General features: G+C 65.9%; 11 protein-coding genes. 6 read left to right on the top strand and 5 right to left on the bottom strand.

The window, feature by feature from the left end; translation table 11 throughout:
• Nucleotides 1–100 precede the first annotated feature (100 nt).
• The 5 genes from ileS (at nt 101) to dut (ending at nt 6,387) form a co-directional block, all read left to right on the top strand.
• A complete protein-coding gene (gene ileS, locus LDO29_RS15735) occupies nt 101–2,992 on the top strand; it encodes an isoleucine--tRNA ligase (protein WP_224080721.1) in 2,892 nt (963 codons plus the stop codon).
• Nucleotides 2,992–3,522: a signal peptidase II gene (gene lspA, locus LDO29_RS15740; protein ID WP_224080722.1), complete on the top strand. Its 531-nt coding sequence runs from the start codon at nt 2,992–2,994 to the stop codon at nt 3,520–3,522. The genes ileS and lspA overlap by 1 nt, the downstream gene beginning before the upstream one ends.
• 78 nt (nt 3,523–3,600) lie before the next feature.
• Complete coding sequence (coaBC, locus tag LDO29_RS15745) at nt 3,601–4,803, top strand: bifunctional phosphopantothenoylcysteine decarboxylase/phosphopantothenate--cysteine ligase CoaBC (protein WP_224080723.1); 1,203 nt, start codon at nt 3,601–3,603, stop codon at nt 4,801–4,803.
• Between the two features lie 6 nt (nt 4,804–4,809).
• Entirely contained in the window at nt 4,810–5,835 is a 1,026-nt protein-coding gene (locus LDO29_RS15750; RefSeq protein WP_224080724.1) for an LLM class flavin-dependent oxidoreductase, read from the top strand.
• Between the two features lie 51 nt (nt 5,836–5,886).
• Nucleotides 5,887–6,387: a dUTP diphosphatase gene (dut, locus tag LDO29_RS15755; protein WP_224080725.1), complete on the top strand. Its 501-nt coding sequence runs from the start codon at nt 5,887–5,889 to the stop codon at nt 6,385–6,387.
• A gap of 21 nt (nt 6,388–6,408) precedes the next feature.
• Here the strand turns inward: dut and LDO29_RS15760 are convergent, their stop codons facing one another.
• The 4 genes from LDO29_RS15760 to clpS all read right to left on the bottom strand — a co-directional run bounded on the left by LDO29_RS15760 (nt 6,409) and on the right by clpS (nt 11,019).
• Nucleotides 6,409–7,257: a VOC family protein gene (locus tag LDO29_RS15760; protein WP_224080726.1), complete on the bottom strand. Its 849-nt coding sequence runs from the start codon at nt 7,255–7,257 to the stop codon at nt 6,409–6,411.
• Nucleotides 7,257–8,276 carry a tripartite tricarboxylate transporter substrate binding protein gene (locus LDO29_RS15765; protein WP_224080727.1) on the bottom strand — a complete coding sequence of 340 codons (1,020 nt, stop codon included), beginning with the start codon at nt 8,274–8,276 and terminating at the stop codon, nt 7,257–7,259. Before LDO29_RS15765 ends, LDO29_RS15760 begins: the two co-directional genes overlap by 1 nt.
• A 122-nt stretch (nt 8,277–8,398) precedes the next feature.
• Nucleotides 8,399–10,696, bottom strand: a complete 2,298-nt coding sequence (clpA, locus tag LDO29_RS15770) for an ATP-dependent Clp protease ATP-binding subunit ClpA (protein ID WP_224080728.1) — start codon at nt 10,694–10,696, stop codon at nt 8,399–8,401.
• Nucleotides 10,693–11,019: an ATP-dependent Clp protease adapter ClpS gene (clpS, locus tag LDO29_RS15775; protein ID WP_011298899.1), complete on the bottom strand. Its 327-nt coding sequence runs from the start codon at nt 11,017–11,019 to the stop codon at nt 10,693–10,695. Before clpS ends, clpA begins: the two co-directional genes overlap by 4 nt.
• 523 nt (nt 11,020–11,542) lie before the next feature.
• Between clpS and LDO29_RS15780 the strand changes: the two genes are divergently transcribed.
• Complete coding sequence (locus tag LDO29_RS15780) at nt 11,543–11,752, top strand: cold-shock protein (RefSeq protein ID WP_224080892.1); 210 nt, start codon at nt 11,543–11,545, stop codon at nt 11,750–11,752.
• 219 nt (nt 11,753–11,971) lie between these two features.
• On the opposite strand, the gene LDO29_RS15785 is transcribed toward LDO29_RS15780, so the two are convergent.
• Nucleotides 11,972–12,433 carry a VOC family protein gene (locus tag LDO29_RS15785; protein ID WP_224080729.1) on the bottom strand — a complete coding sequence of 154 codons (462 nt, stop codon included), beginning with the start codon at nt 12,431–12,433 and terminating at the stop codon, nt 11,972–11,974.
• Between the last annotated feature and the right edge of the window lie 93 nt (nt 12,434–12,526).

Consider the following 12,526-nt stretch of genomic DNA (forward strand, 5'->3'; position numbering starts at 1 on the left):
CCGCCTCATCCCGTCTTTCCTGCGCGCACGCCATGTGCGGCCCCTATGTGGCCAAATACGCGGCCCGCTGCGCGCCAAACGAATTGCCCCGAGAATCGACATGTCCAACGACAAACGCGCCAAGCCCGAGAAAAGCAAATATCCGGTCAACCTGCTGGACACCCCCTTCCCGATGCGCGGCGACCTGCCCAAGCGTGAACCGCAGTGGGTCAAGCAGTGGCAGGACAAGCAGCTCTACAAGAAGATCCGCGCGGCCCGCAAGGGCGCGAAGAAGTTCGTGCTGCACGATGGCCCGCCGTACGCCAACGGCGACATCCACATCGGCCACGCGGTCAACAAGGTGCTCAAGGACATGATCGTCAAGGCGCGCGGGCTGACCGGCCTGGACGCCGTCTACGTGCCGGGCTGGGACTGCCACGGCATGCCGATCGAGATCCAGATCGAAAAGCAGTTCGGCAAGGGCCTGCCGGTGCAGGAAGTCCAGGCCAAGGCGCGTGCCTATGCCACGGAGCAGATCAAGCGCCAGATGGTGGACTTTGAACGACTGGGCGTGCTCGGCGACTGGGACCATCCGTACCTGACCATGAACTACAGCAACGAGGCCGACGAGATCCGCGCCCTCGGCAAGATCATGGAAAAGGGCTATGTGTTCCGCGGCCTGAAGCCGGTCAACTGGTGCTTCGACTGCGGTTCGGCGCTGGCCGAGGCTGAAGTCGAGTACAAGGACAAGGTCGACCTGTCGATCGACGTGGGCTTCCCGTTCGCCGAAGCCGACAAGCTGGCGCATGCCTTCAAGCTTTCGATCGAGCAGATCAACGCCAAGCCGGGCTGGATCGTGATCTGGACCACCACGCCGTGGACGATCCCGAGCAACCAGGCGCTCAACGTGCATCCGGAAGTCGAATACGCGCTGGTCGACACGCCGCGCGGCTACCTGATCCTGGCCACCGAGCGCGTCGAGGAACAACTCAAGATCTATGAACTGGAAGGCAAGGTCGTCGCGACCACGACTGGTGCCGCCCTGTCGGAAATCCGCTTCCACCACCCGCTGGCCAAGATGGACGCCGGCTATGACCGCCTGTCGCCGATCTACCTCGGCGACTACGTGACCACTGACACCGGCTCGGGCATCGTGCACTCGGCGCCGGCCTATGGCGTGGAAGACTTCCAGTCGTGCAAGGCGCACGGCATGAGCGACCACGACATCATCAGCCCGGTGATGGGCAACGGCGTGTACGCGGGCACGCTGCCACTGTTCGGCGGCCTGTCGATCTGGGATGCGAACCCGAAGATCGTCGAGGTCCTGAAGGCATCCGGCAACCTGTTCAACTCGCACAAGTACACCCACAGCTACATGCACTGCTGGCGTCACAAGACGCCGATCATCTACCGCGCCACCTCGCAGTGGTTCGCGGGCATGGATGTCGATCCGGTCGAGCAGAACGGCAAGGCCGTGCCGACGCTGCGCGAAACCGCGCTGGCCGGCATCGAGGCCACCGAGTTCTATCCGTCGTGGGGCAAGCAGCGCCTGCACAACATGATCGCCAACCGCCCGGACTGGACGCTGTCGCGCCAGCGCCAGTGGGGTGTGCCGATGGCCTTCTTCCTCCATAAGGAAACCGGCGCGCTGCACCCGCGCACGCCCGAGCTGCTGGAAGAAGTGGCAAAGCGCGTCGAGCAGCACGGCATCGAAGCCTGGCAGGCGCTGGACCCGAAGGAACTGCTCGGCGCCGAGGCCGACCAGTACGAAAAGAACCGCGACACGCTCGATGTGTGGTTCGATTCGGGCACCACGCACTGGACCGTGATCCGCGGCTCGCACCGCGACGACCTGTACGACCCGTCGGCCGATGAAGTCGACGGCCGCCTGGCGGACCTGTACCTGGAAGGCTCCGACCAGCACCGCGGCTGGTTCCACTCGTCGTTGCTGACGGCATCGATGCTGTACGGCAAGCCGCCCTACAAGGCGCTGCTGACGCATGGCTTCACCGTGGACGGCGAAGGCCGCAAGATGTCCAAGTCGGTCGGCAACACCGTGTCGCCGCAGGACATCGCCAACAAGATGGGCGCCGAGATCATCCGCCTGTGGGTGGCCTCGACCGACTACTCGGGCGAGCTGTCGATCTCCGACGAGATCCTCAAGCGCGTGGTGGAAAGCTATCGCCGCATCCGCAACACGCTGCGCTTCCTGCTGTCGAACCTGTCCGACTACGACCACGCGAAGCATGCGCTGCCGGCCTCCGAATGGCTGGAGATCGACCAGTACGCCGTGGCACTGACCGAGCGCCTGCAGAAGGAAGTACTGTCGCACTACGACTCGTACGAATTCCACCCGGTGGTAGCCAAGCTGCAGACCTTCTGCTCGGAAGACCTGGGCGGCTTCTACCTGGACGTGCTGAAGGACCGCCTCTACACCACCGCGCCGGACTCCAGGGACCGCCGCGCGGCGCAGAACGCGCTGTACCACATCACGCAGGCCATGCTGCACTGGATGGCGCCGTTCCTGTCGTTCACCGCCGAGGAAGCCTGGCAGGTGTTCGCGCACGGCACCGGCCACACCGACACCATCTTCACGAGCACCTACTACACGCTGCCGGAAGTGGACCAGGCCGACGACCTGCTGCAGAAATGGCATACCCTGCGTGAAGTGCGCGCGGAAGTCACGAAGCAGCTGGAAGCGGTGCGCGTGGAAGGCGCCATCGGTTCGTCGCTGCAGGCCGAGGTCAACATCCAGGCCGGCGGCCCGGTGCTGGCCGCGCTGCAGAGCCTCGGCGACGATCTGCGCTTCGTGCTGCTGACGTCCGCGGCCACGGTCACGCCCGCGCCAGAGGCTGGCGACCTGCTGGTCACCGTGGCGGCTTCGGCACACGCCAAGTGCGAGCGCTGCTGGCACTACCGCGCCGATGTCGGACAGAACCCGGACCACCCGACCCTTTGCGGCCGCTGCGACAGCAACCTGTTCGGCGCCGGTGAACACAGGAGCCATGCCTGATGGCATCGACCACGACCCGTTCCGCCCGCCCGGCGCGCCGCAATAACAAGGCCTCGGGCAACACCACGCCGCTGCTGTGGATGGCATTCGCCCTGCTGGTGGTGGTGCTGGACCAGTTCTTCAAGATCGTTATCGTGCGCACGTTCACCTATGGGGAATCGCGTCCGGTGACGAGCTTCTTCAACCTGGTCCTGGTGTACAACAAGGGCGCGGCGTTCAGCTTCCTGGCCGATGCCGGCGGCTGGCAGCGCTGGTTCTTCACCGGGCTCGGGATCGTAGTCGGCGCGTTCATCGTCTGGCTGCTGTACCGCCACACGGGCCAGCGGCTGTTCTGCTTCGCCGTGTCGCTGATCCTGGGCGGCGCCGTGGGCAACGTGGTCGACCGCGTGGTCTACGGGCACGTGATCGACTTCCTCGATTTCTACGTGCGCAACTACCACTGGCCCGCGTTCAACGTGGCGGACTGCGCCATCACGGTGGGCGCGGTGCTGCTGATCGTGGACGAGTTGCGGCGCGTTCGTCGACACTGAGCCGGCACTGAGCCGCCTCCGGCAGCCTGCACGTGCTGCCGGTATCATGCCGAAACCATTTTCTCTGACGAGTCCCACATGGATTTGCGCGGCAAGCACATCGTTCTCGGCCTGACCGGCGGCATCGCCTGCTACAAGTCCGCCGAGCTGGTCCGCCTGCTGACCAAGGCCGGCGCCACGGTCCAGGTGGCAATGACCGAGGCGGCGACCCATTTCATCACCCCGGTCACCATGCAGGCCCTGTCGGGCCGCCCGGTCTTCCTGTCGCAGTGGGATGCGCGCGTCGACAACAACATGGCGCACATCGACCTCTCGCGCGAGGCCGATGCTATCGTGATCGCACCCGCATCGACCGACTTCCTGGCCAAGCTGGCCAATGGCCTGTGCGACGACCTGCTCACCACGCTGTGCATCGCGCGCGACTGCCCGCTGCTGGTGGCGCCCGCCATGAACCGCCAGATGTGGGCCGCCGCGCCAACACAGCGCAACGCGGCGCAGCTCCGTGACGACGGTGTCGTCATCCTGGGACCGGGCAGCGGCGACCAAGCCTGCGGCGAAGTCGGCGACGGCCGCATGCTGGAACCCGAAGAGCTGGTCGATGACATCATCGCGTTCTTCCAGCCCAAGCCGCTGTCGCGCAAGCGCGTGCTGATCACCGCGGGCCCGACCTTCGAGGCCATCGATCCGGTGCGCGGCATCACCAATCTTTCCTCGGGCAAGATGGGCTTTTCCATCGCCCGCGCTGCACGCGAGGCCGGCGCCGAGGTGCTGCTCGTAGCCGGCCCGACCGGTCTGCCCACGCCGCGCGGCGTGGTGCGCACCGACGTGCGCAGCGCCCAGCAGATGCATGACACGGTGCTGGCCCAGCTGCGCGACGTCGACGTCTTCATTGCGGTCGCGGCCGTCGCCGACTGGCGCCCCGCCGAGGTGGCGCAGCAGAAGCTCAAGAAGGCCAACGATACCGATACGCCAACGCTGCAGTTCGTGCAGAACCCGGACATCCTGGCGACCGTGGCCGCGCGCGCCGATGCGCCCTATTGCGTCGGCTTTGCCGCGGAGAGCGAAAACCTGGAGCAGTACGGCGAGCAAAAGCGCCGGCGCAAAGGCGTGCCGCTGCTGGTCGGCAATATCGGCCACCACACCTTCGGCCTCGACGACAACGAGATCGTGCTGTTCGATGCCGCCGGCATGACCCGGCTGCCGCGCGCCGACAAGCTCACGCTGGCGCGCCAGCTCGTGGCCGCTATCGGCCAGCGCCTGCCGGGCCGCGCCCAACCCTGACGCTCCATGACCGCGACCAAGCCCCGGCTGCGCCTGTCCGTGCTCGACCAGAGCCCGGTCATCGCCGGCCATACCGCCCGTGACGCGCTGGCTGCCACCGTAGAGCTTGCCCAGATGGCCGACGCGCTTGGCTACACGCGCTACTGGTGCGCCGAGCACCACGGCCTGCATGGCGTCTGCAATCCGGCGCCCGAAGTCATGCTCGCACGCATCGGCAGCGTCACGCAGCGCATCCGGCTGGGCTCGGGCGGCGTCATGCTGCCCTACTACAGCCCGTTCAAGGTCGCCGAGCAGTTCCGCATGCTCGAAGGACTGTTCCCGAACCGCATCGACCTCGGCGTGGGCCGCGCACCTGGTGGCGACATGCGCACGGCACAGGCCGTGGCGATGGGCCAGTACGACCGCGGCGCGCAGTTCGAGGAGCAGGTGCGCGACCTGTCCTGCCTGCTGCGCGGCGACGTGCCCCCCGGCCATCTGGCCGAGGGCGTGCTGCTCCAACCCGTGGTGGATACAAGGCCCGAACTGTGGATACTGGGTTCCAGCGACTACGGCGGCGCACTGGCCGCGCGCCTGGGGTTGCGGTTCGCGTTCGCGCATTTCATCAACGCGCACACCGGCCACTTGGTCGCGCGGCAGTACCGTGAGGACTTCCGGCCCGGGTACGAGGCACGGCCCTACAGCGCCGCCGCGATCTTCGTGATCTGCGCCGACACCGACGCCGAAGCCGCCGAACTGGAACGCGCGGTGGACCTGCGCCGGCTGCAGATGGCCTATGGCGTCAATGCCCCGATTCCCTCGCTGGAGCAGGCTGAGAGCCACGTTCCGACCGAACGCGACCAACTGATCATCGAGCGCGAACGCCCGCGCACGATCTGCGGCACGCCTGAACGCGTGACAGCGCGCATGCTGGCCCTGCGCGAGCAGTTCGCCGCGGATGAGCTGGTCGTGCTGAGCGTGACCGCCACCTATGCCGCCCGGTTGCGCACTTACCAGCTGCTGGCCGAAGCGTTTGAACTGAATTCCGAAAACTGAATCCGGCAGGGCAAGCCTCCTTGCCGGAGATTCGCAGAACCGATCCTGAAAATGAGCCAAGAACTGAACCCATCCGTTGAAATCAAGGTGCTGGATTCCCGCCTGAACGAGTGGGGTCTGCCCGCCTACCAGAGCGACATGGCCGCCGCCATCGACCTGCACGCCTGCGTCGACGCGCCGGTGTCGATCGCGCCGGGTACCGCTGCGCAACTGGTGCCAGCCGGCATCGCCGTGCACATGGGCAACCCGTACATGGCGGCGACTATCGTGCCGCGCTCGGGGCTGGGCCACAAGAAAGGCCTGGTGCTGGGCAATTCGATCGGCGTGATCGACGCCGACTACCAGGGCCAGATCATGGTCAGCGTGTGGAACCGCAACGCACCCGGTACCGAGCCCATCGTGATCCAGCCGGGCGAGCGCATCGCCCAGATGATGTTCGTGCCCGTGCTGCGCCCGGTGTTCACGACAGTGGCAGAATTCTCGGAAAGCAGCGAGCGCGGCGCCGGCGGTTTCGGCTCGACCGGCGTACACCACGCCAAGGCCAGCGCCTGAGCGCAGCCGGCCCCTGGAACCTCAGCCCTGCTGTTCGAACAGCAGGGCCACGCCAGCGGCGGCCTCCGCAGGAATCAGCGTTTCGTGCGGGCCCAGGTCCTGGGCCGGAATGCCGGCCGCACGCCAGAGCTGGCGGGCTTCGCCCAGCGCACTGGTGCGCAGCCGGATCGCCGCATAGCCAGGCACGTCGCGCCGGATGTGCGAGGTGCCGGTGGCCGCCGCCAGCGCCTGCGGCGTGCTGATGACCAGCGTGGCATCGTCCAGCGCGAGGCTGCAGATGTGGTCGCTGAGCTGGGTCATCTCGCCGCCGGTCAGTTCGGCATAGGCACGGCCGGCGGCGTCGACCAGCGCCGGCGCCACCACGAGGAACATCGACGCAATGCCCTGCGCGCCATTGGCGTGGCGCATCCACTCCGGCCGCCAGAGCAGTTCAGGCGTGCGATGCTCGCAGACGAAATACCGCGCGCCCGGCGCATCATCCAGCGCCGTGACTCGGAAGGTGGCAGCGTGCTCGCTGCCATCGTCGAGCACCACGGGACGGGAAAACGCGATCGGGTCGGACGTATGCCATCCGTCCTCGCGCAGCCGGGCCGCCGTGCTGAAGGCGTCGGCGCTCTTGCATGACATTGCCGCACAGCCGCCGCCGCGCACCTGCGCCTCCCAGTAGTACTGCCGGCTGGGATTGGGCGCCGTGACGTGCAGCAGCTCGATGTAGTCGCGCGCGAGCATGATGCAGTGGTTCTGTGAACCCAGCGTATGGTAACCGCGCGGCGTCAGCGTGAAACCGAGCCGGCGCCAGGCCTCGGCGCCGGCATCGAGATCGGGGCAGACCACGACGGCATGGTCGAACATTTCAGCGTGGTTTGCCATCACTCGAACTGGATGTTGGCCTTGCGCGCCACGGCCTGCCACTTGTCGTGCTCGTGGCGCACCAGGTTGCCAAGCTCGGCCGGGCTGCCGCCGACGATCTCGAACCCCTGCGCCGCCAGCGCATCGACCACGCGTGGCTGGTGCAGCGACTCCACCAGCGCATCGTGGATGCGGCTCACGGTGGCGGGCGCCATGCCCGCCGGGCCAAACACGCCGATCCACGAGTACGCCTCAAACCCGCGCATGCCCTGCTCGGCCACCGTCGGCACCTGCGGCAGCTGCTTCAGGCGGCTGGTGCCGGTCACGCCGAGCACCTTGATGGTCTTGGCCGCAACGTGGGCCTGCACGGCCGCGTAGCTGCTGAAGAAAATGTCGACCTCGTTCGCCAGCACGGCCTGCACGGCCGGGCCGCCTCCCTTGTAGGGCACGTGCAGCATGTGCACGCCGGCTTCGGTCGCCAGGGCCTCGGCGGCGAGCTGGTTGAGGCTGCCGATGCCGGATGAGGCGTAGCGCACGCCGTCGTGCTTGGCCTTGGCGAGCGCGATCAGCTCGCGCACATTCGATGCCGACAGCGCCGGGTTGGCGGCGATCACCAGCGGGAAGCGCACCAGTTGCGAAATCGGCGTGAAATCGCGGAAGGTGTCGTAGGGCAGCTGCTTGTAGGCAAACGGGTTGATCGCGTGGGTGTCGAATGCCATCAGCAGCGTATTGCCGTCCGGCTTTGCCCGCGCGACCGTGCTGGAAGCGATCAGCCCGCCCGCGCCCGGCTTGTTGTCGACCACGACCGTCTGGCCAAGCAAGGCCTTGAGGCCCGGCTGAAGCTGGCGCGCCACGATATCGACGCTGCCGCCCGGCGGGAATGGCAGGACCATCGAAATCGGGCGGCCGCTCACGGGCGATTCGGCGGGCGCACTCGCAGCGGTGGCGGCAACGGCTTGCACCGCAGTCAGGGGCGTGGCGGCCAGCGGCAGCGCCTTGAGCAGCATGCGGCGCAGCCGCGTGCGTTCGGGACGGGACATCGGTCTTTCAGGATGGGGCAACCAGCCGGCTGCCGGGACAAAAACAAAGGGCGGCATCTCTGCCGCCCCTGTATTTTGCCCGAGGATGGCCGCAATTGCAGACAATGTCCTCGCGCGCCCGGTCAGGCCTCCGCGCGCTGCTCGCTTTCCGGCGCCTCCGGCGGCTCCGGATCGGCCTCGGAGAAGTCCAGCTTGATCTGGTCCTGATCATCGAGATCGACCACCACCTTGCCCCCGGACACCAGCTTGCCGAACAGCAACTCGTCGGCCAGGGCCTTGCGGATCATGTCCTGGATCAGGCGCTGCATCGGCCGTGCGCCCATCAGCGGATCGAAGCCCTTGTGCGCCAGGAACTTGCGCAGTTTCTCGGTGAAGCTGGCTTCCACCTTCTTCTCGTGAAGCTGCTCTTCCAGCTGCATCAGGAACTTGTCGACCACGCGCAGGATGATTTCCTCGTCCAGCGAGCGGAAGCTGATCATCGCATCCAGCCGGTTACGGAACTCAGGCGTGAACATGCGCTTGATGTCCGCCATCTCGTCGCCCTGCTCGCGCGACGTGGTGAAGCCGATGGTGGCGCGGTTCATGGTCTCCGCCCCCGCATTCGTGGTCATGATGATGATCACGTTGCGGAAGTCCGCGCGCCGGCCGTTGTTGTCGGTCAGCGAACCATGGTCCATCACCTGCAGCAGGATATTGAAGATATCCGGATGCGCCTTCTCGATTTCATCCAGCAGCAGCACGCAGTGCGGCTTCTTGGTGACGGCCTCGGTCAGCAGGCCGCCCTGGTCGAAGCCCACGTATCCCGGCGGCGCGCCGATCAGGCGGCTCACCGCATGGCGTTCCATGTACTCGGACATGTCGAAGCGCAGCAGCTCGATGCCCATGATGAAAGCGAGCTGCTTGGCGACTTCGGTCTTGCCCACGCCGGTGGGGCCCGAGAACAGGAACGAGCCGATCGGCTTGTCGGTCTTGCCCAGGCCCGCGCGCGACATCTTGATCGCCGAGGCCAGCGCCTCGATGGCCGGGTCCTGGCCGAACACCACCGACTTCAGGTCGCGTTCCAGCGTCTGCAGCTTGCTGCGGTCGTCCTGGTTCACGCTCTGCGGCGGGATGCGGGCAATGCGCGAGACGATGTCCTCGATCTCGCTCTTGCCGATGGTCTTCTTCTGCTTCGACTTCGGCAAAATGCGCTGCGCCGCGCCGGCTTCGTCGATCACGTCGATCGCCTTGTCAGGCAGGTGACGGTCGGTGATGAAGCGCGCCGACAGTTCCGCGGCCGCGGTCAGCGCCGATGCCGCGTACTTGACGCCATGGTGTTCCTCGAAGCGCGACTTCAGCCCGCGCAGTATCTGTACGGTCTGGTCGACCGACGGTTCGACCACGTCGATCTTCTGGAAACGCCGCGACAGCGCAGCGTCTTTCTCGAAAATGCCGCGGTATTCGGTGAAGGTGGTCGCGCCGATGCACTTGAGCTGGCCCGACGACAGCGCCGGCTTGAGCAGGTTGCTGGCATCCAGCGTGCCGCCCGATGCGGCGCCCGCGCCGATCAGCGTGTGGATCTCATCGATGAAGAGGATCGCGTTCGGGTTGTCCTTGAGCGACTTCAGCACGCCCTTCAGGCGCTGCTCGAAATCGCCGCGGTACTTGGTGCCGGCCAGCAGCGCGCCCATGTCGAGCGAGTACACGGTGGCCTTTTCGAGGATGTCGGGCACCTCGTTCTTGGTGATGCGCCACGCCAGGCCTTCCGCGATCGCGGTCTTGCCGACGCCGGCCTCGCCCACCAGCAGCGGGTTGTTCTTGCGCCGGCGGCACAGCACCTGCACCACGCGTTCGACTTCGCTCTCGCGGCCGATCAGCGGGTCGATCTTGCCGGCCTTGGCCAGCGCGTTCAGGTTCTGCGTGTATTGCTCGAGCGGGCTTTCCTTGCCGTCGCCGCCCTCGCCCTCGCCCGCGGCATCGCCGTGCTTGGCGGGCTCGGACTGGTCCTTGCGGATGCCGTGGCTGATGAAGTTGACCACGTCCAGGCGCGTCACGCCCTGCTGCTGCAGGTAATAGACCGCGTGCGAGTCCTTCTCGCCGAAGATGGCGACCAGCACGTTGGCACCGGTCACTTCCTTCTTGCCGTTGGAAGTCGACTGCACGTGCATGATCGCGCGCTGGATCACGCGCTGGAAACCGAGCGTAGGCTGGGTGTCAACCTCGTCGGTGCCGGGAACGACCGGTGTGTTGTCAGCGATGAAATTCTTCAGGCTAGTGCGCAAGTCCTCGATATTGGCTGCGCAGGCGCGCAAGACCTCAGCTGCCGTCGGGTTGTCGAGCAACGCCAGCAGCAGGTGTTCCACGGTAATGAACTCGTGGCGTGCCTGCCGGGCCTCAACGAACGCCATGTGCAGGCTCACTTCCAATTCTTGCGCAATCATGCTTCCTCCATCACGCACTGCAGGGGATGGCCCGCCTGCCGCGCGTGCGTTGACACCAGCTCGACTTTTGTCGCGGCGATATCTCTGGTGTAGATACCGCAGACGCCCTTACCTTCGCGGTGCACGGTGAGCATGATCTGCGTCGCCGTTTCCCGGTCCCTGCTGAAATACTGTTGCAGGATCATGACTACAAACTCCATCGGAGTGTAGTCGTCATTGAGCAGCACCACCTTGTACATAGCGGGCGGTTTGAGCTGCTGCTCTTTCCGCTCCAGAATGGTGCCTGCTTCGCGTTGTGGGACATTCGCCAGCCGTGTAGCCATGGCTTTATTCTAACCCTTACTCGCAACTCTGCAATTTGGGGAACAGTCGCAGGATTCAAGAGCCGTGCCACCCGTTCCCAGTCATTCGGACAGTGCCAAAGGCACTGCAATGCACGTGGGCGGTGCACGCTGGCAGGCTACCGCCAACGCGCGCCGCACCACTGTTCGCGCCCCCACACGGTACCACCAGCCGCCGTCCCATTCCCGCCACACCCTGCCGGGAGTGGGGAATCCGCCAACTTGACAGTAGATTGGTTTGCCAGAAGAATCGGTCGCACACCGGGTCCAGGCTCGCGAGCCAAGCAAAAGGCCGGACCGGGTGATCCGTGAGCAGGGAGGCCCACGAACCAGTGGCGGCTGGCCCGGCAATCAACTGCCGGAACCGTCGCCACGCGATACACCATGCTGCGTCATTGCCGGCCGCGCCCCGAAAGGAAGCGGCCGCCATGGCGCCGCAGCGCGTGTCATCCGGCTGGCCGCAGGCTTCCCCGCTTTGAAATCTGCAATTTCGTTGGGGGAGTATATGGCAAGCGGTATCGTCAAATGGTTCAATGACGCCAAGGGTTTCGGGTTCATCAAGCCGGACGAAGGCGAAGAAGAACTGTTTGCGCACTTTTCGGCAATCCAGATGTCGGGCTTCAAGACGCTCAAGGAAGGTCAGCGCGTCTCGTTCGAGGTGATCCAGGGCCCCAAGGGCAAGCAAGCCACCAACATCCAGGACGCCTCGGCCTGAAGTGCGCCGCGACCGCACCCGGGCCGACAGAGTTCCGGGGTGGTCACCAAGGATGCGGGGGGAACTCCCCCGGAACGGGATCCGCGCAAGCTTGTGTCATCGCCCTCAGGGCAGCGGCAGTGCCGCTGCACGGACCTCAGCTGCACGCTACCGCATCCGACAGAAAGCCCGGCTTCGTGCCGGGCTTTCTGCATTCTGTGCGGGTGACGGCGCCGCCAGTCAGGTCCAGCCCTCGATCTTCAGGCCACTGGCCTGCTCGGCCTCCTCCCGGCTGACACGACGCACGGTCTGGCCAAAGGTCCAGACATGGCCTTCCGGGTCGCGGGCGGTATAGACGCGGTCACCGTAGAACTGGTCTTCCGGCTCGCGGACGATCACCGCGCCGGCGGCGCGGGCACGCTCGCAATGGGCATCCAGCCCGTCCTCCAGGTGAACATGGATCGACTGCGTGTTCTTGCCATTCACGCTGGCGGGGCTTGCGGTGTAGTCGGCCCACTCGCTGCCCACCATCAGGTAGCTGTCCCCGAAGCGCATCTCGGCATGCGCGAGTCTGCCCTGATCGTCGGTGATGACCATGGTGCGCGTGAAACCGAACGCCTTTTCCAGCCAGTCGAGCGCGCCCAGGGGCTCCTTGTAGAACACTGCCGCGCCTAGTGTGGTGCGGCGAAACGGGTCTTCCATCAGTTGACTCCTTGCATGGCGGAATACCCTCACGTTCTAGCCAACCGCTTCCCGGCAGGCAAGAAAAAACCCCGGAAGCCGCATGGCGGCGCC

It is taken from the genome of Cupriavidus laharis, assembly GCF_914271435.1.
In the GTDB taxonomy this organism is placed as follows: Bacteria; Pseudomonadota; Gammaproteobacteria; order Burkholderiales; family Burkholderiaceae; genus Cupriavidus; species Cupriavidus laharis.